20 protein-coding genes, 1 tRNA gene and 1 pseudogene are annotated in these 25511 nt (G+C 66.2%); 7 read left to right on the top strand and 15 right to left on the bottom strand.

Annotated elements, in window-relative coordinates; translation table 11 throughout:
- Positions 1 to 331 precede the first annotated feature (331 nt).
- Both ACV7NQ_RS15075 and ACV7NQ_RS15070 read left to right on the top strand, forming a co-directional pair.
- Positions 332 to 931: a TetR/AcrR family transcriptional regulator gene (locus tag ACV7NQ_RS15075; protein ID WP_463360232.1), complete on the top strand. Its 600-nt coding sequence runs from the start codon at positions 332 to 334 to the stop codon at positions 929 to 931.
- A gap of 298 nt (positions 932 to 1229) precedes the next feature.
- Complete coding sequence (locus ACV7NQ_RS15070; protein WP_463365673.1) at positions 1230 to 2543, top strand: DUF5685 family protein; 1314 nt, start codon at positions 1230 to 1232, stop codon at positions 2541 to 2543.
- Positions 2544 to 2913: 370 nt separating this feature from the next.
- On the opposite strand, the gene ACV7NQ_RS15065 is transcribed toward ACV7NQ_RS15070, so the two are convergent.
- Together ACV7NQ_RS15065 and ACV7NQ_RS15060 are read right to left on the bottom strand one after the other, a co-directional pair.
- Entirely contained in the window at positions 2914 to 3780 is an 867-nt protein-coding gene (locus ACV7NQ_RS15065; protein WP_463365672.1) for a MaoC/PaaZ C-terminal domain-containing protein, read from the bottom strand.
- A complete protein-coding gene (locus ACV7NQ_RS15060) occupies positions 3780 to 5138 on the bottom strand; it encodes a 3-oxoacyl-ACP reductase (RefSeq protein ID WP_463360231.1) in 1359 nt (452 codons plus the stop codon). The genes ACV7NQ_RS15065 and ACV7NQ_RS15060 overlap by 1 nt, the downstream gene beginning before the upstream one ends.
- A gap of 242 nt (positions 5139 to 5380) precedes the next feature.
- Between ACV7NQ_RS15060 and ACV7NQ_RS15055 the strand changes: the two genes are divergently transcribed.
- The gene (locus ACV7NQ_RS15055; RefSeq protein WP_463360230.1) at positions 5381 to 6697 is read left to right on the top strand and encodes an acetyl-CoA C-acetyltransferase; all 1317 of its coding nucleotides are present in this window, start codon (positions 5381 to 5383) and stop codon (positions 6695 to 6697) included.
- 198 nt (positions 6698 to 6895) lie between these two features.
- On the opposite strand, the pseudogene ACV7NQ_RS15050 reads toward ACV7NQ_RS15055, so the two are convergent.
- From ACV7NQ_RS15050 to gnd, 3 genes and pseudogenes are all read right to left on the bottom strand, one after another.
- Positions 6896 to 8649 (bottom strand): annotated as a pseudogene (locus ACV7NQ_RS15050) (SDR family oxidoreductase).
- A 188-nt stretch (positions 8650 to 8837) separates the two neighbouring features.
- Positions 8838 to 9098, bottom strand: coding sequence for a hypothetical protein (locus ACV7NQ_RS15045; protein ID WP_463360229.1), 261 nt, complete (start codon positions 9096 to 9098; stop codon positions 8838 to 8840).
- A 52-nt stretch (positions 9099 to 9150) separates the two neighbouring features.
- Complete coding sequence (gnd, locus tag ACV7NQ_RS15040; protein WP_463365671.1) at positions 9151 to 10182, bottom strand: phosphogluconate dehydrogenase (NAD(+)-dependent, decarboxylating); 1032 nt, start codon at positions 10180 to 10182, stop codon at positions 9151 to 9153.
- A 337-nt stretch (positions 10183 to 10519) separates the two neighbouring features.
- On the opposite strand from gnd, the gene ACV7NQ_RS15035 reads away from it, so the two are divergent.
- Positions 10520 to 12448, top strand: coding sequence for a VanW family protein (locus ACV7NQ_RS15035; protein WP_463360228.1), 1929 nt, complete (start codon positions 10520 to 10522; stop codon positions 12446 to 12448).
- A 20-nt stretch (positions 12449 to 12468) separates the two neighbouring features.
- Here the strand turns inward: ACV7NQ_RS15035 and ACV7NQ_RS15030 are convergent, their stop codons facing one another.
- Positions 12469 to 13557 (bottom strand): DUF4185 domain-containing protein, encoded by a 1089-nt coding sequence (locus tag ACV7NQ_RS15030; protein ID WP_463360227.1) that lies wholly within the window; start codon positions 13555 to 13557, stop codon positions 12469 to 12471.
- Positions 13558 to 13799: 242 nt separating this feature from the next.
- On the bottom strand, positions 13800 to 15635 hold the full coding sequence (locus ACV7NQ_RS15025; protein ID WP_463360226.1) for an acyl-CoA dehydrogenase: 1836 nt from the start codon (positions 15633 to 15635) through the stop codon (positions 13800 to 13802).
- Positions 15636 to 15937: 302 nt separating this feature from the next.
- On the opposite strand from ACV7NQ_RS15025, the gene ACV7NQ_RS15020 reads away from it, so the two are divergent.
- Entirely contained in the window at positions 15938 to 16543 is a 606-nt protein-coding gene (locus ACV7NQ_RS15020; protein ID WP_463360225.1) for an alpha/beta hydrolase family protein, read from the top strand.
- Between the two features lie 229 nt (positions 16544 to 16772).
- Here ACV7NQ_RS15020 and ACV7NQ_RS15015 read toward each other — a convergent pair whose 3' ends face one another.
- The 5 genes from ACV7NQ_RS15015 to ACV7NQ_RS14995 form a co-directional block, all read right to left on the bottom strand.
- The gene (locus ACV7NQ_RS15015) at positions 16773 to 17468 is read right to left on the bottom strand and encodes a class I SAM-dependent methyltransferase (protein ID WP_463360224.1); all 696 of its coding nucleotides are present in this window, start codon (positions 17466 to 17468) and stop codon (positions 16773 to 16775) included.
- A 175-nt stretch (positions 17469 to 17643) separates the two neighbouring features.
- Positions 17644 to 18906 (bottom strand): erythromycin esterase family protein, encoded by a 1263-nt coding sequence (locus ACV7NQ_RS15010; protein ID WP_463360223.1) that lies wholly within the window; start codon positions 18904 to 18906, stop codon positions 17644 to 17646.
- Positions 18907 to 19086: 180 nt separating this feature from the next.
- A complete protein-coding gene (locus tag ACV7NQ_RS15005; protein WP_463360222.1) occupies positions 19087 to 20193 on the bottom strand; it encodes a DUF4185 domain-containing protein in 1107 nt (368 codons plus the stop codon).
- A 102-nt stretch (positions 20194 to 20295) separates the two neighbouring features.
- Positions 20296 to 20595, bottom strand: coding sequence for a hypothetical protein (locus ACV7NQ_RS15000; protein ID WP_463360221.1), 300 nt, complete (start codon positions 20593 to 20595; stop codon positions 20296 to 20298).
- 349 nt (positions 20596 to 20944) lie between these two features.
- On the bottom strand, positions 20945 to 21733 hold the full coding sequence (locus tag ACV7NQ_RS14995; RefSeq protein ID WP_463360220.1) for an alpha/beta fold hydrolase: 789 nt from the start codon (positions 21731 to 21733) through the stop codon (positions 20945 to 20947).
- 314 nt (positions 21734 to 22047) lie between these two features.
- On the opposite strand from ACV7NQ_RS14995, the gene ACV7NQ_RS14990 reads away from it, so the two are divergent.
- Both ACV7NQ_RS14990 and ACV7NQ_RS14985 read left to right on the top strand, forming a co-directional pair.
- A complete protein-coding gene (locus ACV7NQ_RS14990; protein WP_463360219.1) occupies positions 22048 to 22344 on the top strand; it encodes a hypothetical protein in 297 nt (98 codons plus the stop codon).
- Between the two features lie 120 nt (positions 22345 to 22464).
- Positions 22465 to 22797 carry a hypothetical protein gene (locus tag ACV7NQ_RS14985; RefSeq protein ID WP_463360218.1) on the top strand — a complete coding sequence of 111 codons (333 nt, stop codon included), beginning with the start codon at positions 22465 to 22467 and terminating at the stop codon, positions 22795 to 22797.
- Between the two features lie 23 nt (positions 22798 to 22820).
- Here ACV7NQ_RS14985 and ACV7NQ_RS14980 read toward each other — a convergent pair whose 3' ends face one another.
- The 3 genes from ACV7NQ_RS14980 to ACV7NQ_RS14970 form a co-directional block, all read right to left on the bottom strand.
- Positions 22821 to 23123 (bottom strand): DUF1905 domain-containing protein, encoded by a 303-nt coding sequence (locus ACV7NQ_RS14980; protein ID WP_463360217.1) that lies wholly within the window; start codon positions 23121 to 23123, stop codon positions 22821 to 22823.
- 226 nt (positions 23124 to 23349) lie between these two features.
- On the bottom strand, positions 23350 to 24675 hold the full coding sequence (locus ACV7NQ_RS14975; protein ID WP_463360216.1) for an alpha/beta fold hydrolase: 1326 nt from the start codon (positions 24673 to 24675) through the stop codon (positions 23350 to 23352).
- 228 nt (positions 24676 to 24903) lie between these two features.
- Positions 24904 to 25021, bottom strand: a tRNA-OTHER gene (locus ACV7NQ_RS14970).
- Between the last annotated feature and the right edge of the window lie 490 nt (positions 25022 to 25511).

The raw sequence follows: 25511 nt of genomic DNA, 5'->3' as shown, positions 1-25511 counted from the left end.
CCGGTTGGTGAACCGCCTTCCGTCCCACCCCACTCGGTTGTCCCGGCGCAAGCCGGGACCCACCGCGCACGTCCGGACGCGAATCCGGGACCGGATAGGCGAGGCCGAGGCGACGTACCTGTAGAAGTCCGGAACGGAGGGATGTCCAGCCTTGGGGACAACAAGACCGGCACCGTCCGGCGTGATCGCTCAGACCGACCGACTCCGGGTCGGCGGAGCGTCCGTGTTGTGACATTTCATCACCGCGATATCAGGCGATTGGTGAGCGAATCCAACCCACCGAACTTACCTTAGAGTAATATAAGATCTTCACCATGCGGTAGGAGAGTGGATGGCGGGCGGAACGAAGCGACTTCCTCGAGCGGTTCGTGAGCAGCAGATGCTCGATGCCGCGGTCGAGGTGTTCTCGCGCAAAGGCTTCCACGACACCTCGATGGACGCGATCGCAGCCGAGGCAAAGATATCCAAGCCGATGCTGTATCTCTACTACGGGTCCAAGGACGAATTGTTCCGCGCCTGCATCCAGCGTGAGGGTCTGCGGTTCATCGAATCGGTGGCACCGGCGGGTAATCCCCATCTCTCCCCGCATGAGCAGGTCCGTACCGCGCTCGAGGGCTTCCTCGGCTTTGTCGATCGCAACCGCAAGTCCTGGCAGGTGCTCTACCGGCAGGCGATCGGGCAGCAAGCCTTCGCCTCGGAGATCGAAAACGCCCGCGAACGCGTCATCGAACTGACCGCCAAACTCCTGGAGTCCAGCGCCAAGCACGCCGAGCCTGGTACCAACTTCGACATCGTCGCGGTCGCCGTTATCGGTGCCGGTGAGGCGATCGCGGACCGTGTCGCTACCGGACGCATCGAAGTCGCGGAGGCCGTCGACCTGCTCGACGACCTCGCCTGGCGGGGACTGGCCGGTCGGAAGAAAGCCGAGTAACCAGCGCCGCGTCGTTCATCCGCACCCGCGCGGTAAGCGCACTCCGCATGAAGTCGCACACGGGATGTCCACGAGGTGGTCGATCGGTCGGCTTGCCGTGGCGGGCAACGGGTGTCAGAGTGCGGGGGCACGAAGCGCGAGCCGAGTGGGATAACGGTGCGCCCGTGCAGTGGCCGTCGGAAACAGGCATGGCAGGCGCGAACTCTGTGATGCCTGATTCCGGTTAACGGTTCACGAGGGTTCGGGAGATCAAGAAGTACAGCCGGTGAGTAGGCGGCTGGGAGAATGGGGCGGAATTTTGTTCGGGATGCTCAGGCCGTGTGCGCACGGCGCCGAGAAGTACGGGATCGACGCGGCGCAGTGGCGCACACACATGTGCGGGCTGTGTCTCGGTTTGCGCGACGGCCACGGTCAGCTCGCAAGGGCCGCAACCAATACCGACGCGATCGTGCTGAGCGTCCTCACCGAAGCGCAGCTGTCGGGGCCGATGGATCGGACGGCCGCGGGCCCGTGCGCCTTGCGTGGCATGCAGCGGGCCTCGGTCGCCAGCGCGAACTCGCCGGGTGTCCTGCTGGCATCCACCGCGTCACTGCTGTTGGGATCGGCCAAGATTCGCGATCACATCGACGATGGCGACGGTTCGGTGCTGACCAGGCGTCCGATGACGAAGGTATCGAGCCGCTGGGCGGATCGGGCGCGGACACAGGCCGCGTTGATCGGGCTGGACGTGGAACCGCTTGTCGCCGCCATTGATTCGCAGACGCGCCTCGAGCGACGTGCGATCGTTTCCCGGACCGGTGGCGCCGGGCCGCGCGGAGGCGGTCTATCCGGCCAGGCGACGCTATTGGAATTCGAGAACGACACTCGCCGTGCATCTCTCGATGACCCGATCGCCGCCTCCCGGTCTGATGGAGGCGAATTCGATCGCTATCCACAGGCCGGGTCCGATGACCTCGGCGCGGTGTCCCTCGACGATCTGACGTCGCCGACCCAGATCTGCGCGGCGGAACTGTTCGCGCACACAGCGGTTTTGGCCGATCGTCCGGAGAACGTCGAAGCGCTGCGCGAAGCGGGCAGGCATTTCGGCCGCATCGCGCATCTCGCCGACGCCGTCGAAGACTTCGACGACGACCGGACCTGCGGCCGCTTCAACCCGCTCGCGGCCACAGCAACCACCATGCCCGAGGCCTACGACTTACTCCGGCAATCCGATTCGCAGCTGCGGAAAGCGGTCGCCGAGGCGCGCCTCGACGAACTGCCCACCGTGCGCTGGATCCTGCTCGACCCCCTGACCTCCCTGCTGCGCCGATTGGGCCGCGGCGTCGGCGCGCTGCCACACGCGTGCCGCACGACCCCCGCCGCTAACGAACTCCAGGCCAACGGTTTCGGCACCAACCAGCGCCCGCCGACCCGACGACCCGGAGTGGGCAAAGCGCTCGCCTTGGTCCTCGGCGTCTACTGCACCGGCTACGCCTGCTGCGCCGACCACACCAGCCCGTGCAGCGGCCAGCGAAAAGAAGCCTGGATCAAGGACTGCGACTGCGGCGATTGCTGTGACGGCTGTGATTGCTGCGACTGCGGCAGCTGCTGCGATTGCGGCTGCGACTGCTGAACCTGCTGCCGCACGCCTATTTCCGCGCCGCGCACCAATCGCCCGCCACTAGCGCGTGGGAGCCGAACTTCCGCGCGGGAGCCGAGCCGGTGCGCGGGGGTGAGTGAGTGCGTGGATGTGCGAGGGTCGAACCTGGTGTGCGAGGCCGAGACGGCGCGCAGAACTAGCCCGCAGGAGGTGTACTGATGCACCGGAGCCGAGCTGGTGCACCGGAGCAAAGCTGGTCTGCGGGAACCGAGGCGGTGCGCCGCACCTGAACTGGCGCACGGATCCGAGCTGCCGCGCGGCATGACCTAAGCCGAAAATGCCGAAGCCGCACCCTGATTCGCAGGAATCGGAGTGCGGCTTCGATTGCGGAAGTCCAGCAGACTCAGTGCAGGGTGGCCGTCAGATGCGGGTAACCCTTCTTCGGATGGAGCAGCGCCAGATCCCAACCTCCGCCGACGTGATCCGCGTACACGTTCACCGTGGACGGCAGCGGGATCGGCTTGCCGAATTTCACCGCGTAGGTGGTCTTCTCCGGGATACGTCCCTCGATATTGCCGAGGATGTTCGCCGCCGACCACATGCCGTGCGCGATCGGCTTCGGGAAGCCGAAAGCCTTGGCGCCCAACATCGAGGTGTGGATCGGGTTGTGATCACCCGAGGCCGCGGCGTACCGGGTGATCGTCTTCTGATCCACCCGCACGGTGCGCAGCGGTGGCGGCGGAACCTCGTCCGGCTTCGGTTCCGGCTTCGGCCCACCCGACAGCGAGGTGCGCTGCTGGTGCAGGAAGGTGGTGACCTGCCGCCACACCAGCTCCCGCCCGACGCTCACCTCGGTGATCGCGTCGACGAGCAGACCCTTCGGGTGCTCACGCAGGTTCTCGATGTGCGTCTTGAAATCCAGTGGCTCGCTGACCGAGATCTCGCGGGTGCGCTCGATCAGGTTCTGTGCGTGCACCGCACCCACCGCGACGAACGGGAAGTCGCGGGCCACCACCAGCTGCATGGCCAGCGGGAAGCTGAGGATGAACGGATAGGTCAGCGGCAGCGAGTCGCCGAACCGCAGCCCGGTCGCCCGGCAGTATGCGGCAAGGTGATCCGGATCGACCCGGAGGCCGTCGAGCTGGACGGCCCGATCCGGCAGCGTCGACTTGCGTGCCGAGATCAGCGGCACCGGCACCGCGCCGAGCGCGGCCTTGACGAACAGGCTGCTGTTCTTCGGTAGTTCGGTCAGCGTGATCATCTGCGTCATCATGCTCCGATCAGGCTCTGCCCGCAGACCCGAACGATGTTGCCGCTCACCGCATTCGACGCCGGGCTGGCGAAGTAGGCGATGGTCTCGGCGACGTCGAAGGTCTGGCCGCCCTGCAGCAGCGAGCTCATGAGTCGACCGGCCTCGCGGGTGGCCAGCGGGATGGCCGCGGTCATCGCGGTCTCGATGAAGCCGGGCGCGACGGCGTTGATGGTGATGCCCTTTTCGGCCAGCTTCGGCGCCTCGGCGTTGACCATGCCGATGACACCGGCCTTGGAGGTGCCGTAGTTGGTCTGGCCGCGGTTGCCCGCGATACCCGCGATGGAGGACACGTCGATCACGCGGCCGCCCTCCTTCAGCGCGCCACGAGCCACCAGGCCCTCGGTAATGCGGTGCGGCGCTGCGAGGTTCACGTTGATGACCGAGTTCCAGCGTCCCTCGTCCATGTTGGCGAGCAGCTTGTCGCGGGTGATACCGGCGTTGTGCACGACGATGTCGATGCCGCCGAAGCGCTCGGTAGCGAACTCGGCCAGCTTCTCCGCGGCGTCGGGCGCGGTGACGTCCAGCGCGAGCGCGGTGCCGCCGACCTTGTTGGCGGTGGCCGATAGTGCCTCACCGGCGGCCGGGATGTCGGCCACGATCATGGTGGCGCCGTCACGGGCGAACACCTCGGCGATGGTCGCGCCGATACCGCGCGCCGCACCGGTGACCACGGCGACCTTGCCTTCGAGGGGCTTGTCCCAGCTGGCCGGGGCCACCGCGTCGTCCTTGCCGACCCGGATGACCTGGCCGTCGACGAACGCCGACTTGGCCGAAAGCAGGAAGCGCAGCGTGGATTCCAGGCCGGTCGCGGTCGCGGCTGCCTCCGGGTGCAGGTACACCAGCTGTGCGGTGGCGCCGCGCAGCAGTTCCTTGCCCACGCTGCGGGTGAAGCCCTCCAGTGCACGCTGGGCGATGTGCTCGTCCACGCTCGCGGTGAGTTCGGGGGTGGTGCCGATCACCACGATGCGACCGGACGCGGCGACGCTGCGCATGGCCGGCTGGAAGAACGCGAACAGCTGTGACAGGTCCTCGACCGAGCCGATGCCGGTCGCGTCGAAGACCAGCGCGCCATACTTGGTGCCCTGGCTCGGCGCGTCGGCGAAGGTGTAGTCCGACAGCAGGGTGCGCACGGGCTCGGCGACCCGGCCCTTGCCGCCGAGCAACACCGGGCCGGGCAGCGGCGGCTCACCGCTGACGTAGCGGCGCAGGTTCTCCGGCTGCGGCAGGCCGAGCTTGCTCGCCAGGAACTGGCCGGGGGCGGAGTGTACGAACGATCCGTAGAGATTGGGAGCACCCTTGCTCTTGCTCGCTGCCACTGTTTCTCCCTTTTCTGTCTCGTGTAAGTACTCGACTCGCCGGTGGCTGCGGGCCGACCGGTTCTGCTCTATTACTGCACGTCCCGAGGCGAAATTACGCGGTTGCGCGGGTACGGTGTCGACAACAAACTTACTCCAGAGTAAGTTTAATGTAAATCAACGCGCCGGGGCGCCGATCTGCGCGGAGAACTTCTGTGTGGACACGGGGCGCCGGACACCCCCGACGAGACCTGGAGACTCGAGTGACAACCAAAGCCCGTTCGGCGAAGACCATCGTCAAGAAGGCCCCGCGCCCGGTTGCGATTGTGGGCGGCAACCGGATTCCGTTCGCGCGCTCCGACAAGGCCTACGCCCACGCCTCCAACCAGGACATGTTCACCGCCGCACTGGACGGTCTGGTCAGCCGCTTCAACCTGCAGGGCGAGCGCCTCGGCATGGTTGTCGGCGGCGCGGTGCTCAAGCGCGTCGGCGAGCACGGCCTGGTCCGCGAGAGCGTGCTCGGCAGCAAGCTCAGCCCCTACACCCCGGCCCACGACCTGCAGCTCGCCTGCGGCACCGGCCTGCAGGCGATCGTCACCGTCGGTGACGCGATCGCCGCGGGTCGTATCGAGGCGGGCGTCGGCGGCGGCACCGACACCACCTCCGACGCGCCGATCGGTGTCAGCGAGGGCATGCGCGAGTGGATGCTCGACGCCAATCGCGCCAAGACCAACATGGACCGCCTCAAGCTGGTCGGCCGGCTGCGCCCGGGCATGCTCGGCATCGAGATCCCGCGCAACGCCGAGCCGCGCACCGGACTGTCCATGGGTGAGCACGCCGCCATCACCGCCAAGGAATTCGGCGTCGCACGCCAGGCGCAGGACGAGCTGGCCTACCTGTCGCATAAGAACATGGCCGCCGCCTACGACCGTGGCTTCTTCGACGACCTGATCACCCCGTTCCTCGGCCTGACTCGTGACGACAACCTGCGTCCCGGCTCCACAGTCGAGAAGCTGGCTACCCTCAGGCCGGTCTTCGGAGTGAAGGCGGGCGACGCCACCATGACCGCGGGCAACTCGACCCCGCTGACCGACGGCGCTTCGACGGTGCTGCTGTCCAGCGAGGAATGGGCCGCCGAGCGTAACTTGCCGGTGCTCGCGCACCTGGTGGACAGCGAGGTCGCCGCGGTCGATTACATCCACGGCCCCGACGGCCTGCTGATGGCGCCCACCTACGCGGTGCCGCGCATGCTGGCCCGTAATGGCCTGACGCTGCAGGACTTCGACTACTACGAGATCCACGAGGCCTTCGCCTCCGTGGTGCTCGCGACCCTGCAGGCATGGGAGTCCGACGCCTACTGCAAGGAGCGGCTGGGTCTGGATGGCGCGCTCGGCTCGATCGACCGCAGCAAGCTCAACGTCAACGGCTCCTCGCTGGCGGCGGGCCACCCGTTCGCGGCGACCGGCGGCCGCATCGTCGCCTCGACCGCGAAGATGCTGGCGGAGAAGGGATCCGGCCGCGCGCTGATCTCCATCTGTGCCGCGGGCGGCCAGGGCGTCGTCGCGATCCTGGAGCGCTAGTCCTGACACCGGCGTCCAGGAAGGTGGCATTCGGTCATGCAACCGAATGCCACCTGGAAGTTCGAGCCGCAGATCCCGGAATGGCTTGAACGCGACCGCTGGGTTTCGTATCGGTGACACCTTCCACGTGCTGTGGATCGAAGCTCGATACACGACCTCTACGACCACCGAAAAGCGGTGAGACTTACGAGGATCGGTTCAGCGCACCAGGCTGCCGCGCGCGGCGGCAAACCGACCCAGGCCGGGGGCGAGCTTGCTGAGGGCGTATTGCAATCGCGCCTCCGGTGTCACCGGGACCACCTGCCGGCCGTTCTGTACGGCGCGGACGATCTGCTTCGCCACCCTCTCCGGTCCGTAGCCGCGCAGCTGGAAGAGGCGGTCGTAGCGCTCCTGCCTGCGCGCTTCTTCTTCGGCCGAGACACCAGACATCTTGGTGTTGCGAACGATATTGGTGTGCACGATGCCCGGGCAGATCGTGCTGACGCCGATGCCGTGCTCGGCCAATTCGGCGCAGACAATCGGAGAACATGAAAACGGCTGCCTTGCTTGTGGAGTAGGCGCTGAATGCCTGCTGTGGTGTGTAGCCCGCCATGCTGGACAGATTGACGATATGTCCGCCCAGGCCACGGTCGACCATGTGTCCGCCGAAAGCGCGGCAGCCGTTGACAACTCCGTTCAGGTTCACGTTCAGCACCCGCTGGAAGTCCTCGGACGGGGTGTCTAGGAATCGTCCGGCCTGCCCGATCCCCGCATTGTTGACCAGCACATCGGGCACGCCGTGCTCGGCGATCACGCCCTCGGCGTGCTTGCGCACCGCCTCCTCATCGGAGACGTCCAATTCATAGGCGTGGCCACGCCCGCCCGCCTGCACGATCAGCGCGACGGTCGCTTCGGCGGCGAAGATGTCGATGTCCGACAGCACGATCTCGGCGCCCTCCGCGGCGAAGGCGAGTGCGGTCTGGCGTCCGATCCCGCTGCCGCCACCGGTGATCACCACCAGCTGATCCTCGAACGGCTTGCGCCGCACTCCCATTCGCGCGCGCCGCAACGTTCGCGTCGGCGCTTTGCCCGCCACGGTATCGATCAACTCGACGGCGGCCGAGGCGAGCAGCTGCGGATGCGAAAACGGTAGCCAGTGGCCACCTTTCACCACGCGCAACCACACTTCGTCGACCCAGTTGGCCTCGTCGGTGTAACTCGACTGCCGGACAGCGGGATCGCGCGTGCCGATGATGATCTGCACCGGAACCGAGGTGTGCTGTTCCCGGGAACGCAGCGGATTCGACGCCCACGTCGAGCGGTAGATGCGCAGCCCGCTCGCCATGTCCTCTTTGAATGTCGGGGCCAGCTGAATCTTCTCCGGCGCTGCTCCCTCGGCGCCGGAAAGCCAACTCCGCCAGCGCTCTTCGCTCATCCCGAACTTGATAGCGGCTTGCGGCAGCACCGGCAGTGAGAAGACGCCGGAGTAGGGCGAACGACCCCAGCTGCGCCAGCGGCAGCGCGATATTGCGTGGCGTCGGCCGGGCCAGCCTGCTGCGTGCCCAGCTCGCCGTGTGTGCGAGGCTCGGACCCGATACCGACGTGAACGAAGCGACCAGCCGTGTGGCATCGGGCCGGGCGAGGACCTCCCACATCGCAATGCTGCCCCAGTCGTGCGCGAGCACATGGACGGGCTCGCCGTTGCCGAGTGCTTCGATCACTGCGACGTAGTCCGCCGCGAAGTTCTCCACCGAAATGGCCTTCGTGCCCGGTGGATTGGATGATTCGCCGTGGCCGCGGTTGTCCACGCTCAGCACCCGGAACCGGCCGGTGAGTTCCGGCACGACGTTGTCCCACAGGTGGTGGCTGTCGGGCCAGCCGTGCAGCAGCAGGACGGTCGGACCGTCCGGGTTGCCCTGCTCGAAGACGGCAATGTCGACCTCGCCGTTGCGCACCGCATGTTTCTCGACCATGGCGTTACCCCACTATCTGGATCGCTGTCCGCGGACGTCGTCGTCGGGTCCATTGTGTCTGAGACGGCGCGATTCGGGTAGCCCTGCGCGGCGATCTCGCCCGCCGGCGGTTGGGTGCACAGCCAAGGTCCACCAGAGGACCCGTGACCGCACGACGCTGGTCGCGCTCGTCATCGCGTGATCACGCCTCAGCTGATCTGGACGTTCGAGCCTAGGGTGAAGCTGTGTCTCTTGGAGGTGCAGCTCGGGCCGCCGCGGGGAAGCCCGCCGATGCACGTGGCGCCGCCGTAGCTGATGCGGGTGCCCTGGTAGACGACACCGTCCTGCCGCGGCACGTCGGTGATCCATCTGCTTCCCGGGCGTCCGTGCTGTTCGCCCATGCCGAAGGTCGGGTGGGCGGGCAGGAAGGGCACGTCGATGGTGACATCAGTGATGGGGATGATCCCCACCGGCTGTCACCACCACCGAGGTCGCAGCCCACATCCCCGTGAAAGCCTTGCGCTAGTGCGAAGGCAGCTCGTTGTGTCCGCCGAACGCCTTGCGCACGGCCGAGAGCATCTTGTCCGCGTAGAGCGATTCGCCGCGCGAGGAGAAGCGCGCGAACAGTGCGGCCGAGAGGACCGGGGCGGGGACGCCGGTGTCGATGGCGGCGTCTACGGTCCAGCGGCCTTCGCCGGAATCCGATACCCGACCGTCGAAGGAATCGAGGTTCGGGTCGGCATAGAGTTCGGTCGCGGTCAGATCCAGCAACCATGAGGCAACCACAGAACCGCGCCGCCACACCTCGGTCACCTCGGGGATGTCGATGTCGTACTGGTAGTACTCGGGGTGCTCGAGCGGGGTCTCCTCGGCGGAGAACTGGGCGTCGTGCGTCGCGCCGATATTCGCCTTGTGCAGGATGTTCAGGCCCTCGGCGTAAGCCTGCATGGCGCCGTATTCGATGCCGTTGTGCACCATCTTCACGAAGTGGCCCGCACCGGCCGGGCCGCAGTGCAGATAGCCGTGCTCAGCGGGGGAGGGCTCGCCGGTGCGTCCCGGCGTCCGCTCGGCCGCCTCCACGCCGGGCGCGATCGACTTCAGCAGCGGATCGAGGTATGCCACCTGTTCGGCCTCGCCGCCGATCATCAGGCAGAAGCCACGGTTGAGGCCGAAGACGCCGCCGGAGGTGCCGATGTCCAGGTAGTGGATGCCCTTGGGCTTCAGCTGCTCGGCGCGCTTGATGTCCTCGTGGTAGCGGCTGTTGCCGCCGTCGATGATGATGTCGCCGGGCTCGAGCACCTCGGCCACCTGGTCGATGACCGCGCCGGTGGCGCCCGCCGGGATCATCACCCACACCACGCGCGGCGTCTCCAGCTTGCCGACGAAGTCCTTCAGCTCGGTGGCGCCCTGGAAGTTCGCGCTGCCCAACTCCGCGACCAGGTCGACGATGTTCTTGGGCTTGCGTTCGTAGCCGACAGCGGTGTGCCCGTCCTTGACGATCCGGCGGACGATGTTGGCGCCCATCCGACCGAGGCCGATCATTCCGAGCTGCATACCCATCCATCTCCCTCGTGAGTGCAAAGCCTTGTGGCGAGAGTCGTGGTCGATTGTCCCGCGCCGGTCCGATCGAGTCGCGCCCGGCGTGGATTACGGCTGGTCGGGTTCAGTGTGTAACGCACGATGCGCGATGCCGATATTCCAATCGGCTCCGTGTAGTTGCCAGACCCCCGACCCGGCAACTACGCGGGGCCCTTCCATGTTCTACCCGATACTTTGCAGGAGATTTGCTGTAGATCTGCGCTCGCGGAGGACGTCGGTAGAGACCATCATCGTTGGCGGAACTCGCATCGTGCGAGATCCCTTTTCAATCGAGCGGGGAGGACGGTTCGTGATGAGCGAATCGCGCACCGGGCGTGGCAGTCGTGGCCGACATGAGGGCGAGGGCGGTCTACGTCAGCTCCTCGAGGCGGCCCGCTCCCCGGAGCAGAAGCCACCCGCCTGGGACGACAACTCGGCGGCGACACAGCCGCTGAAGGCAACATCCCCGGTGCGGCCGCCGCGGCGGCAGCGCCCTGAGGTCAGCGAAGCCGCGACCGAGCGCTGGAGCCGACGCCCGAGACCGGCGGAACCGCCGAAGGCGAGTGGGGTCCTGAAATCGCCCCTCACCAAACGGCTAAGCATCGGTGTCGGCGCCGTAATCGTCGCAGCCGGACTGGTTTACGTGGCGGACCTGTTGCTGTCCTCGGGCGAGGTGCCGCGCGGCATCGAGGTCGCGGGCGTCGACATCGGCGGCCTGGACACCGGGACCGCGGACACCCGGCTGCGTGCGGTGCTCGGCACCCGTTCCACCCAGGAACTGCCGATTCTGATCGGCGAGGAACAGACCAAGCTGCTCCCCAATGCCGCAGGGCTCGAAGTGGATTGGGCGAGCACGTGGCAGCGGATCGGCTCCCAGCCACTCAATCCGATCACTCGGTTGACGTCGCTGTTCACCACGCGCGCCGTGCCGATCGCCAGCGTGGTCGACAACGCGGCGCTGGATCGCCAGCTCGACACGTTCCGCGCGCACGACCGCCCGACGGTCGAGGGCACCGTCAAGTTCGAAGAGGGCAAGGCCATCGCGGTGCCGCCGGTGCCTGGGCGGGTGCTCGATGTGCCCGCCGCCCGCGCCGCGCTGATCGACAACTGGGCCTTCGGCGCCCTGATCGATATGCCGGAGACGGCCGCACCGATGACCGTGCGTCCGGAGGCCGTCGATCGGGCGCTGCGCGAGGTAGCCGAGCCCGCCGTGCACGCGCCGATCATGTTCGCGGGCAAGGACGTAACGGCAGAGCTGGAGCCCGAGCAGATAGCCGCCATCCTGTCCTTCACGCCCGACGGCCAGGGCGGACTCACCGCGACCTTCAACCAGGAAGTCGCGACCGGACTGCTGGGCCCGCAGCTGGTCACCTCCGAAGTGGAGGCGAAGGACGCGACCTTCAACCTGGTCGGTAGCACGCCGAAGGTGGTTCCCGCAGTCGTCGGCGACAAGATCAACTGGGCGAAGACGCTCGAGCAATTGCCGAATCTGGTTGCGGCGCCGCAGGAACGGACCGCCCAGGCGGTCTACGAGAAGGTCGATCCCAAGCTCACCACCGAGGCCGCCGAGGCGCTCGGCGTCACCGAGGTGATGGGACAATTCGCCACCAACGGCTTCAGTGGTCCGTCCGGCGTGAACATCCGGGTGGTCGCCAAGAAGGTGAACGGCGCGGTCATCAAGCCCGGAGATACGTTCTCGCTCAACGACTTCACCGGTCCCCGTGGCACCGCCGAGGGCTATGTCGAATCCGGCATCATCGACCACGGGCGGCCGAGCACGGCGGTCGGCGGCGGCATCAGCCAATTCGCCACCACCCTGTACAACGCCGCCTATTTCGCCGGTCTCGAAGACGCGGGCCACACCGAGCACAGTTACTACATCTCGCGCTACCCCGAGGCCCGCGAGGCCACCGTCTTCGACGGCGCGATCGATCTCGAGTTCCGCAACAACACCCCTGCCGGCATCTACATCGAAACCGTCGCCACCGATTCGGAAATCACCGTCCGGCTCTGGGGCACCAAAACCGTGACCGTGGAATCCATTACCGGCGACCGCACCAAGCCCACCGAACCCAACACCGTCGAACTCCCCAAGGGCAAGGACTGCATCGCCTCCGAAGGCGCTCCGGGCTTCACCACGTCCGACACCCGGGTCATCACCGACCGCAAGACGGGCCGTGAAATTTCGCGCCACACCCGCACGGTGAAATACGACCCGATCCCAATCGTCAAGTGCGAGTGAATGCCAAGACCGTGTCTGTCCTACAACGGCGTTCGCATCAGCACCACGTTGTACTGGTTGTGCACCGTCAACAGGAAGTACAGATCCCGCCCGGTCTGGTACGGAAAGATCATGGGCGCGTATGCACTCGGCAGCGTGGGCCCGGCGACGAGTACCTGCGCATCGCTCCACGGCCCTTCTGGCGCCGGTGCGGTGCGCATGACCACCGAATTCGTCGAGTCGGTGGTCAGCATGACGAACTTGCCGAGGTAGTCGTTCCACATCACCGACAGTTCGGCGACATCGCCGACGATCGGCGCGGCGGTCTTCGCGTCGCCCGGCTTCCAGTCCTTGCCGTCCCAATACTCGTAGGCATCGATATCGGCGATATCGGCTTCCTTTGCCCGCGAGACGAATCCGGGATTGCCGCGACCTGCGGGCGTGCCATAGCGGTAGACGTAGCCCGCGTTCTTTACGAAGGCGTTCTGCTGGAACTTCTCGTGCCCGTCCACGTTCGCGCGCCGGGTGGTGGTCAGCTGGGTCCAGGTCTGTCCGTCGTCGCCGGAAGCCGCGAGGGTGGAGAAGTTGGTGTCCCACTTGCCGGGGTCACGCCACTCCCGAACCGACATCATGCTCATGTACTGCACGCCGCCGACGGAGATGCCCGCGGTCGGTATCAGGCTGATTTCGATGCCCGGAATCTTCGGGCTCGGCAGCGGATTGGTCACCACGCTGTCGAAGATGATGCCGTTCGCCGGGTTCTTGGTGGTGCTGCGGAACAGGACGTTGCTGGACCAGGCCCAGATGCTGCCCGCGAGCAGATTGGGCACGCCGAGCCCGGCGCTGTCACCGAAGGCGGTGATCATCCGGCCGCCGCCGTCGTCCCACATGACACCGAGATCGGCGCCGAGCACATTGACCTTCTCGGTGCGATTGGGGCTGTCCATCCCGGTCATCTGGAAGACCGCCTGGGTCGGTCCGGCCAGCCGCGGTAGTCCGCGCGGCTGGCCGTTGATCACCGGAATCGGAATCACGTTGTTCGGGTCGGCCACGGCTGGCCCCGCTAATGCGACGGACAGGGCCGCTCCCACGGCGCAAGCTCTGCCGAGTGCGGACAGCGATCGTTTCATTCGGACGGTCCCTTTCATGTGGCGCACGCGGTCTGCGGACAACATTGTGCCCGCTGCGCTCTAATTTGTGCGACACGTGCGCTGTGGGACCGCGCGCGTCATCCGATCGGGGCCGTTCGATGGCTGGGTCGCCGTCCGCCCGATCTCGGCGTTGGTCGAATGGTCACGGACAATCACGACGGCATCCTGCGTTCGCAGGCGGACTCCGACGCCGAGCAGGCGATCCGGACCGGATAGCAGGCTCAGAACGCCGCTTCGTCGAGCTCCATGATGTCGTTGTCCAGGTTCGACAGGATGGCGCGGGTGGCGGTCAGCTCCGGAAGCACGTTGCGGGCGAAGAACTGCGCCACACCGACCTTGCCGGTGTAGAAGGCATCGTCGGCGCCGGTCGCGCCGTTGTCGAGGGCCTTGATGGCGACGTCGGCCTGACGCAGCAGCTGCCAGCCGATGAGCAGGTCACCGACCGAGAGCAGGAAGCGCACCGAGCCGAGGCCGACCTTGTAGAGCTCCTTCGGGTCCTGCTGGGCGCCAATCAGGTGTCCGGTCAGGGTGGCGGCCATGGCCTGCACGTCCTCGAGCGCGGTGGCAAGCAGCTTGCGCTCGGCCTTCAGTCGGCCGTTGCCTGCCTCGGACTCGATGAACGTCTGCACCTGGCCGGCCACGTGGGCCAGCGCGACGCCGCGATCGCGAGCGATCTTGCGGAAGAAGAAGTCCTGCGCCTGGATGGCGGTGGTGCCCTCGTACAGCGAGTCGATCTTCGCGTCGCGGATGTACTGCTCGATCGGGTAGTCCTGCAGGAAGCCGGAGCCACCGAAGGTCTGCAGCGATTCGGTCAGGTACTGGTAGGCCCGCTCGGAACCGACGCCCTTGACGATCGGCAGCAGCAGGTCGTTGACGCGGAAGGCCATGTCCTCGTCGGCGCCGGAGACCAGCTCGGCGATGTCGACGTCCTGGTGCGCGGCGGTGTAGAGGTAGATGGCGCGCAGGCCCTCGGCGTACGCCTTCTGCAAAGCCAGTGAACGACGCACGTCCGGGTGGTGGGTGATGGTGACGCGCGGGGCGGCCTTGTCCGAAATCTGGGTCAGATCCGCGCCCTGCACCCGCTGCTTGGCGTAGTCCAGCGCGTTCAGGTAACCGGTCGACAGGGTGGCGATGGCCTTGGTGCCCACCATCATTCGCGCGTTCTCGATGACGTCGAACATCTGCGCGATGCCGTTGTGCACCTCGCCGACCAGCCAGCCCTTGGCGGGCACGCCGTGGCCGCCGAAGGTGACCTCACAGGTGGCCGAGACCTTGATGCCCATCTTGTGCTCGACGTTGGTGACGAAGACACCGTTGCGGTCGCCGAGTGTTTCGGTCTCGAAGTCGAAGTGGTATTTCGGCACGTAGAACAGCGAAAGACCCTTGGTGCCGGGGCCCGCGCCCTCGGGACGGGCCAGCACCAGGTGCATGATGTTCTCGAAGAGGTCGTCGGAGTCACCCGAGGTGATGAACCGCTTGACGCCCTCGATGTGCCAGGAGCCGTCTTCCTGCTCGATCGCCTTGGTGCGGCCCGCGCCGACGTCCGAACCGGCGTCCGGCTCGGTCAGCACCATGGTGGCGCCCCAGTTGCGGTCGGCGATGATGGTCGCCCACTTCTTCTGCTCGTCGGTGCCGTTGTTGTAGAAGACCTGCGCGAAGCCCGCGCCCGCGGCGTACAACTGAGCGGGCGGGTTGGCGCCGAGGATCATTTCGTCGAGCGCCCAGGTGACCGCTCTCGGCGCGCCGAGGCCGCCCAGCTCCTCGCGGACGCCGACCTTGGCCCAGCCCGCGTCCTCGAGGGCGCGGTAGGACTTCTTGAAGAATTCAGGGAGAGTGACCGTGTGGGTCTCGGGGTCGAAGGTCGGCGGGTTGCGGTCGCCGTCGACGAACGAGTCGGCCAGCGGTCCCTCGGCCAGGCGACGCACCTCGTTGAGCATCTCCTTGACGGTCGCGGTGTCGAGATCGCCGTATGCGTCGCCGTCCAGCAGGGCACCGAGCCCGAGCACCTCGAAGAGGTTGAACTCCAGGTCGCGGACGTTGCTCTTGTAGTGGCCCATCTCTGTTACTCACTCTCCATTGAGTTGGTGCGGTCGGTTGGTTGCCGTTCCCGCCCGTTTGTCGTCCACCGGGTAGCCGTGCCGGTTTTCCGCATGCTACTCGCGGGTAACTTATGGCTCATATTACCGGCCGGTAATGGGGCGGCAAAGGCTCGAGCGGGCAATGTGACGCGAACAACACTCGAGGCCATTGCCGCGGCGCCCGCGCACGAGTACAGAGGGTTTGCCGGATCGGTCGCGCCGGCCCTCGATGGCCTCGTTGCGCTCGATGTTTGTGGGTTGCTGGAGCGCTACCGTGAGGTGTGCGAATCGAGACGAGTGCCGGACCTGCCGAGATCGAGTTCGACAAGCCGCGCAAGCCTGCCTTATTGCTGCTGTTGACCCACGGCTCCGGCGGCGGTGTCGACGCGAAAGACCTGCTGACGGTGCGGGACGCCGCGCTGGAACTGGGCGGCGCGGTGGCCATGGTGATGCAGCCCTACCGGGTCGCCGGACGGCGCGCGCCCGGGTCGTCGGTGAAGCAGGACGAGGCGTGGCTGGAGATCGTCGCGGACCTGCGCAAGCGGGTCAAGAAGGTTCCGCTCATCCAGGGTGGGCGCAGCAATGGCGCGCGAGTGGCGTGCCGTACCGCGGTGGCCGCCGGGACGCGCGGGGTGATCGCGCTGTCGTTTCCGCTGCATCCGCCGGGTAAGCCGGAGAACACGCGGGTCGAGGAGCTGCGGGCTACCGGCGACATCGAGGTGGTGGTGATCAACGGTGCGCGCGATCCGTTCGGCGTGCCGGATCCCGCCGATGCCGCGCACGTCGAAGTGATTGCAGGACAACCACATTCGTTCCGCAATGGATTCACCGAGATCACGGAGACCGTGACGCCGTGGTTGCGTCGCTGGGGCGGCCTGTCGGGATAAGGCCATAACTTGAACTTCTAGTTCCCCATCTTTTGGGCTTCTTATTCGAGCTAGGCGACGCTGAGAAGTGTCCGAGCCGACGTCGGTGGGACTCTCACCGACCGACGAGGCAAGACTCGATCCAGGAGCGCGACTTGGCTGGCAGGAAGATCCGCTCTCGACCGGATGACGGAGCGTTCGGCGAGGGTTTGCTGCGGACGGGGAACGGCCAGCAATTAACGGTCCGAGTTCATTCGCCGGCTTGGGATTCCAGTTCTGCTGTCTGCGCGGCGGTGGCTGTTTTCGTCGCGACTACGAGGGCGTCGATGGCGTCGCGGTCCTCGGTGGGGCGCAGGATGCGGTCGGCGATGCGGACTTGGATGCGGTCGGGGTCCGGTCCGAGGTCGGCGATGATGTCGTCGGGGGTGAAGAGGATGGACGGGTCCTGGGGGCCGCCGTAGCCATCGGTGAGGTTGGTGGTGTCGTGGCCGAGGATCAGCAGGGTGCCTTCGGGGGCGAGCAGATCCGCGATGCGGCGGACCAGGGTTCGGCGCTGGTCGGCGGGGAGGTGCAGGAAGGCCATCAGCACCAGTTCGTAGGGGCCGGGGATGTCCGCGGCGTCGAGGTCGGTGACGTCGGCGCACTGCCAGGTGATGCGGCTGCGCACCGAGCGGGACAGGCGCGTCGCGACGGTGCGGCCCTTGTCTATCCCTACCTGCGAGTAGTCGACTGCGTGCACCTGCCAGCCGTGGGTGGCCAGCCACAGGGCGTTGCGCCCTTCGCCGCACGCGAGGTCGAGGGCGCGCGGCAGACCGTCCGGGGCGTCGGGCTGGACCGGGGCGCGCCGCTCCAGCCCGTAGACGTGCTCCACCACCGTGCTGTTCGGCGGTGCGCCCCAGACCAATTCACCCTGCGCATACCGCGCGTCCCAGTCGGCCGCTTCCATACCTGTGAGTCTATCGACCCCTGACCACGGTCATCCCGCAACGCCGCCCGTATGCGACTTCTCCCACACTGTCCTGGCCCGTCACTACGGCGAACGCAAGAAAATTCGGCATCACGGCGCCGCCCGAACTCAGGACAGTGTGGCTGCTGGAAGCCGCGCGCACCGAACACCGGGATCAGCTCGGCGCGGAGAACTCCGGCAGCCAGTGCAGTGGCGAGGTCTCCCGAATGTGGATCAGCACGTCGAACGCGTCGATCAACGAATTGACGGTCATGTTCGCCTCGGCGTCCTTCGCCGGGTCGTAGATTCCGCTGATGGTGCGTGCCTTCGCGGGCGCATGCCGCCAGCGGTCCACCGATTCCGGGGCGTCGTCGTGCAGGTGCACGTAGAAGGCGGGCAGATCCACCTCGCCGAGCATCGCGTCGATCAGGTCGGGTGCGGGATCGGGCGCCACGGCCATGCCGAGGTCGCCGTGATGGAAGCCGATCGCCACCGACACGTAGCCGGCGCCGAAGTGCGTGCGCAGGTGGCTGCCCGTGCCGCGGAATGCGCTCGCCTCCGAGGGGCCGACGCCGAGGGGAAGGCCGGATGTGTGGGCGATGCCGTCCCAGTAGGCGATCTTGGCGCCCGTGCCGCGCTGCCATTCGATGACGCGTTCGGCGGCGGGGTGCTCTTCGGTGGCGAAGCCGCCCCGCCCCGCCACGCTGTTCTGGTGGAAGGCGAGGATCACGTGCGCCTGGGCGAGCGCTGTGGCGCGCTCGGCTGTTTCGGGTAGTCCGTCGAGCAGTGCGACAGCGTTACCGGCGTGGTCGACGAAGGGGCGACCGGGGTGAATGCCCTGGTGGCGTTGCACATGTTCGTCGACCTGGTGCGCGGTCTTGATCGGGGTGAGATGGGATTCGAGGTCGGCAAGACGATCCGGCGCCGCGTGCTGGACATAGTCGAGCACGACGTCGTAATCGGAGGGTTCCGCGTGCGGCGGTTGCACGCCGAAGATGCGGACCTGGTCGTCCGGGTGTTGTTGATTGAAGGCGCGGATCCAGGCCAGCGCCGCGACCGTCTCGGCCGATCGCCATGGCCGCCACGCGCCCGCGAGTACCGATTCGGGGTCGCCCATTCCGGTGCGCACGTAGTCGTCCCAGCGTTCGCCCGAGCGTGCGCTGTCCTGAATCGCCAGAGCTCGGAAGCCGTGATGTTCGACGAGGACTCGTAAGATGCGCTGCCGCACGCCGAAGGTCTGCTGCGAGAACCGGGTCGACTCACCGAGCCCGACCACCGTCGCGTCGGCGAGCCGGTCGGTCAACGGCTCGAGATCCGGTCCGGTGAAACCGGGATCTGTGTCGGTCACCGGATGCGCGTTCGCGCGCAACCAGTCGTGCAATTCCGCGATGGTTCCGGCTGATTCGCCGGTGAAGCTGGATGCGGCAGCAGTAGCCACGGTGTCCTCCCGAGTTCGGCGGTTGATGCGACCAGCCTCGTACTTAAAGTGTTGTTGAGGTCAAGTCGCGCCGCCGAGTGCGGCCCGTGGCTTCCCGGCGAAGGGTCCGTATGCACGGCGAAAGCCGGGATCCGTCGCTGGATCCCCGGCTCTCGGGTCGAACGCCCGCACGGGCGGCGCTTACAGCGTGGTGCGCATCAAGACCACGTTGTACTGGCTGTGCACCGTCGTCAGGAAGTACAGGTCACGCCCGGTCTGATACGGGAAGATCGACGGCGCGTACGCGGTCGGCAGTTCGCGGGTGTCGATCAACACCTCGGGATCGCTCCACGGCCCTTCGGGTGATGATGCGCGCCGCATCACCACCGAATTGAACGGATCGGTGGTCAGCGCGATGTACTGCCCGAGGTAGGAGTTGTACATCACCGACAGCTCGCCGATCCCGCCCATGATCGGCGCCGCGGCATTGACGTCGTTCTTGCGCCAGCGGTCGCCGTCCCAGTACTCGTACTCGCCCAGGTTGCCGATGTCGTTCTCGCGAACGCGGGCGACGAATGCCGCGCGGTTGCGCCCGGGCGGGGTGCCGTATTCGTAGACGAACCCGCCGTCCTTCAGGAAGGCGTTCATCTGGAAGTTGGCATCGGCACCGTCGTTCGGGCGTCGGGTCGCGGACAGTTCGCCCCAGGTCTCGCCATTGTCGCCGGAGGCGGCCAGGCCGGAGAAGTTCGTGGTCCACTGGCCGACGTCGTCCCAGCTCTTCACAGACATGAGGCTCATGTACTGGACGCCGTTGACCGAGATGCCCGCGGTGGGGATGCGGCTGATCTCGATGAACGGGATCTTCGGGCTCGGGATCAGGTCGCGAGCCTGGCCGAATATGTCGCGCACCACACTGTCGAAATAGACGCCGTTGACCGGGTTCTGGGTGTGGCTGCGCACCAGGATATTGCTGCGCCACGCCCAGGCGCTGCCCACGAGTAGGTTCGGGAAGCCGAGTCCTGCGGTATCACCGAAGGCGGTCAGCATCTCGCCGTTGCCGTTGTCCCACATGATGCCGAGGTCGGTGCCGAGCACGTTGTACGTCTGGGTGCTGTTCGGGCTGGCCATGCCAGTCACCTGGAACACGGCCCTGGAGCGTCCCATCAGGTTGGGCAACCCGTTGGTGCCGTTGAGCACCGGAATCGGGTTGATCATGTTTGGGTTTGCCGTGGCAGGGGAAGTCACTGCTAGGAGCAAGGCCGAGGCACCCGCCAGTGCTGAGATCAGGATGGACGCGGTCTTGGTCAAAGTCTCTGAGCCCTCCGATTTCTTGCCGAAGCGTGCCCGATACACCGACCCCCGTCGTGTGTCCCGTGTCACATTTCGACTGGCTGGCAAATCGTGCAAATGCTAACAGTGAATCCCAATGAAATTGGTGGCTTGCGTCCCCGATTCGCGTCCTTTGCCAAATTGTTGCCGAGAGCCCCGGTCAAGCGCAGGATCAGCGGCAGTTGTGTCGCGCTCGATCGCGAACGTGCGCCGCGCCGACGGCTGCAGGGAGCGGTCGAAGAGTCGTTCGGCTCCGGCGACGGTGTGGGGAGCGGGTCGCGATGCGTCAGCGAGCTTTTCGGCGGCCGCGACCTGGTCCGCGGTCACCTTGGTGACCAGGCCGATCCGCTCGGCATAGGCGGCTTCGACGGTCTTGGTCATCAGAAGTGCCTAGTCGATGCCGATGAGGCTGGACAGCGTTGCCGCGCCAGTCGTATAGGGGACCAGTCCGTGCTCGGCCGCCATTACCGAGAACTCCGCGCCATGGCAGCGGAATGATACTGCGGACGATAGCCATAGGATCGCTGTCGGCTTCCGCGACATCGAGATCGCTGCTGAAGCTCGGGCCGTTGTGGTGCCCATGCGCGGATCTTACCCGTGGGTCAGTTAGCGTCAACCGTCTTGCGCGGATGGCTCGGCCTGAGCGAGGGCGCGCATCGGAAAACCCGTACGCCTGCCCTCACCGAGGCGCGTTGGGGCCGTGACGAAGGGCGCTCGGGCGGAATCGCTACTACGGATGTGCGGTGATGGTGTCCCGCAGTACCTTTGCGCAGGCGGCCGGGTCGTCATAGAACGGGGTGTGGCCGCTACCGTGCAGCGTGACATGCCTGGCGTTCGGCAGGACGCCACGGGCACGGCGACTTTGGGTCGCGTAGGTCAGCAAGATATCGCGGTTGCCCCAGGCGATGGTGACGGGAATGTCTGCCAGACTGCCGATTTCGTGCAGTTTCGCGTCGCTGAACGAGGCAAGGGCCTCGTCGAATCCGGGTGCGTTGACCGCGCCGTTCGCAGTGTCGAGGGCGATCTGCGGGTAGACCGCCCACGGCTTGCCGAACACCAGACCGAGGAAGGCGGTTCGCCCGGCGGCGGTGCCGAGGATCGTCGGCAACGCGGGTCCGAGTGGCCCAGCCAGTGCCTTCGACTTGCCGAGGGACTGCTGGCACCAGACCCGCCCGGAGGTATCCCAGAATCCGATCGGGGAGTAGGCGGTCACCGAGCGAGCCCGCCCGCGAGCGCCGAGGTTGAGCGCGATGAGCCCGCCCATCGAATTGCCGGCCAGATGCGGTCGCTCGATGCCTTCGGTGGCGAGGAAATCGGCCAGCGCCTCGGTGAGGGTGTCGACGGTGGTGTGTGGCAGCGGCGCGGAACCGGAGAAGCCGGGCAGGTCGACGGCGATAACGTCGAACGACTCGGCAAGGGTGTCGATGATCGGCTCCCACACCTGCCACCGGCTGCCGATGCCGTGCACCAGCACCAGCGGTTCGCCCGTCCCGACCCGGTGGTGGTTCAGCGTCGTCATGCTCGTGGATCCTACTTCTTCGTGCCCGGCCGAATGCGATCACAGTAACAGCAGTCGCCAGCCATCAGTTCGCGATCGGATTCTCCGTCAGCGGCCTGGATAACGAGCCGGAGCGGGCGGAGATCGGTAGCTGGACGAGGCCGCCTGGTCGCTCGCCGAACAGGCCGCGGCCCGGGCCGGTATGTCGCCGTCGGCGTGGATATCGAAGGCGGCGCGCCGCGAAGCTGTGCGCACGGGTGTGGGTCCGGTAGTGGATGTGACGGCACAAGCCGCGGCGGACGAGGCGGAGCTGGCCGCCGCCGAGGAGGCTATGCGTGCGCAAGGGTGAACTGTGGATCTATCACCCACATGGTCCGCCGCCGCTGCGCACTATCGTGCTCATCAGCAGTGATGGCATCAACGAATCCCCGAGGCAGTGGCTGATCGCGGCCGAGGTGCTCGATGAGGATCCCCAGGACATTCTCGCGGTGACCGTGCAGCGGCACGGCTGGGTGCACGCAGGCAATATCGGTCGCATCTATCGTGGCTGGCTGGCCGAACGGGTCGACGAAATGGCGGCCGACGAGCTCGAGCGGCTCGACACCGCGCTGCGGGCGGCCATGGATCTGTGACGCGTTCTGCCGAACCATAGTTCGGTTCGATCGACCACCGCCGGACGCGGTGCGGCATTATCGTTGCGTCGTCCCAGCGGTGGCCGATTCATGTCACGACTAACCGAGAAGAGGAGTCAGGTGCGGATTTTCCTGATCGCCGCAGCACTAGTCGCACTGCCGGTATTGACGGCGTGCGAAAACGACAAGGCCGCGGCGCAACCCGCGGTGACCCAGGCGGATCTGGCCAAATCATTGCAGGACAAGGGTCTGAAGGATCAGCAGCTCGCCGACTGCGCGGCGAAAGTCTATGTGGACCAGGGCATCTCGCAGGAGGGCCTGCACAAGATGATCAGCAGCGAATACGACACCAAGGCCGCCGACCCGGCAACCTTCGGCATGAGCAAGGAAGACGCCGAGAAGGCCCGCCAGGCCACCAACAAAATCGTCAGCGACTGCCTCACGCCGCACTGAGACGATCCGGGATACGCGCCGGGTCACAGGACGACGACGAGCTCGATCCGTGCCTTGGATCCGGTGGTGAGGTCCTCGGCAATCCGCACCGGCTTCTTCACCGGAAGCACATAGGTGGCCCGCGACTTGTCGGGGAACAGCGAGGTCGACCACTGGCTACCGCCGATCGTCACCTCCACCTTCACCGCCCCGAACCCACCGGCTCGGTGCGCATACATCGCCTCGATCTCATCGGCGATCCCCTCGGGCAGTTCCACGAAATGCCACGACCCCTGCCCCTCGTGCTCCCAGAGCTTCGCCGTGAACGAATAGTGCGATCCAGCCACGGCGTGACTGTAGCGAGCGGCGCCGACAAGAAATGCACCGCTGCTCGTACGAGTGGCACATCTCGGAGTGGACTTCTCGGTGTTTCCCGCAGCCAGGTACCACTCGTGACGGGTGCGGCGGCTAACCGGCTGGGCAGTGGGTTTCGGTGGCGGGGGTGGTGAGGTCGATGAGGTAGTGGTCGGCGGCGGTTGTGGTGCAGGGGGTGCGGTCGTAGGTGCCGTGGCCTCAGCCGTCGTAGGTCAGCAGGGTCGCGCGGTTCGTCTGCGCGGCAACCTGGATTGCCCATTCGTGTGGAGTGGCCGGGTCGTGCAGGGAGCTCATCACCAGGATCGGTGGGCCGTCGTTGACTTGTGGGTGGTGTTGTGGGTTCTGTGGTGCGGTCGGCCAGCCGGAGCAGAGAGTGCCTGCGCCCCAGGCGAAATGGGCGCGCAGGGTGGGGGCGTTGGCGTTCTGTTCGTGCCAGAGGCGCAGCCAGTCTTCCTGATCGGTGACGTCGAATCGCCAGTCGGAGCACAGAGCGATCTCCGGCATGGGGGTCGGCTTGCCGGATCTCTGGACCGGGGCGAGTTGGATGGGGTCGTGCGCCGGTTGATCGGTCAGTGCCCGCAGATCTGTTGCGAGCCTGGACCATTCGGGTGCATAGAGCGGTTGGGTGACCTTGCGGCTCAACTCGAGCGGTCCCAGCGGTTTGTCCGCATCCCGCAGCTCGCCGCGTCCGGCCCTGGCGAAGAGATCGCCATAGGTGCGGTGCACGTCGGTGCCGTGCAGGACACACTGTTCGTCACGCGCACACCAGGACGCGAATTCGTTGAAAGTGTCTTGACCGGCGCGTGCTTCGGTGGCGAGGAATCCACGCCCGTCGAGGCTGTGGTCGTCCACGCTGTCCAGCAGCGACGCGCGCAGCCGGTTCGGGAAAAGTTCGGCGTAGGCTTGTGCGGGCATCGTGCCGTAGGAACGGCCGTAGAGACTGATCTGGTCCACGCCGAGCGCCGAGCGCAGCGCATCGACGTCCCGCGCGATACTCACGGAGTCGACATGGTCGATAAGCGGGCCAGTGTATTTGCGGCAACTGTCCTTGAGATCCCTTGCATAGGAGCGCGCTTCATCGATCCGCCCACCGGCGTGCGGCATCATGTTCGGCCCGTTCGCGCCGAGCCCGCCGTCGCACAGAATCGGATGACTGCGCTTCACCCCACGCGGATCGAGGCTGATGATGTCGAACCGCGCCCGCAGCTCCGGCGAAAACTTTCCCCGCAGGATTTCGTCCACCCCCGACGAGCCAGGCCCGCCGGGCAGCGAAACCAACGTCCCGACCTTCCGCACCGCGTCGTCAGCTCGATCTCGTACCACGGCGACGTCGATCGTCGAACCACCCGGATCCGCCCAGTCGATGGGCACGGCCATTGTCGCGCAGTCGAATTCGGCCTTCTCCGCGCACGGCTGCCAGTTCAGCGCGGGTGCCGCGGGCGCGGTGGAGCTACAGGCGGCCAGGGCTGCTGTGAGTAGTGCGGCCGCCATGGCCACGCAGAACACGGTGCGACGGAAGTGCATACGGAAGATGATCGCAGCGGCACAGGGCCGACCGCATCAACCCAGCGAGCGACCCCGACTCACCCTCCGGTACTGTCCGGACCATCTCCCGCGGCCGATGATCGAAGGTGATTGTGTTGGCGCGCAACAACTGCGCGACCTCCGAGCGGGTGCTCGAACGGTAGCGCATTCGGGCTGAACGAAAAACGGCCCTGAACCAGCAAGCTGCTGGTTCAGGGCCTCTTTCCGTGGAGCCGATGACGGGAATCGAACCCGCGCTGTCTGCTTGGGAAGCAGGCTCGGGTTGGTTTCGGGGGTTTTCGAGTGATCGGGGAGGTCCGATGATCTGGCGGTTCAGTACACCGGCGTCCGGCAGGGTTCGGGGTACTTGTGACACTGTGGTGACGCCGAGTGACGCAGCCTGACGCTTGACCGGCAAGTCATAACCGGTTTGATTCACGACACATTCAATTGGGCCAAATGGGCGTAGGTATAACCCATTTGGATACCAGAAGTAACCAATTGGGTACGTCGCGTTCCGCTACTGGGTGGTAGCGGCGAGAGTCTCGACCTGCTTAGCGTCAGCCCCTCGCGGCAATCGACTAATCTTTGTCGCGGAACCGATTCCGCCACAAGCGGAGTTGGGGACATACGCCGTCCTTGCCTTGGACGCACATCTGAAGTCTGTCTCCTGAACAGCCTCGGAGGTGCGGTCCTTGACAAGGAAGGTAGGTAACTATGCCCCGGAAGGCGCATAGAAGGAGAGTTCAAACGAAAGAGACCCCAGCCTGGGATCCAGGACTTGAGGTCTCCATCGTCTGTCCAGGTCGGCTGCTCATCCTGCTTGCATGCTGGAT

It is taken from the genome of Nocardia sp. Tas62D01, from assembly GCF_055232035.1.
This window is presented reverse-complemented; position numbering and strand designations above follow the sequence as displayed.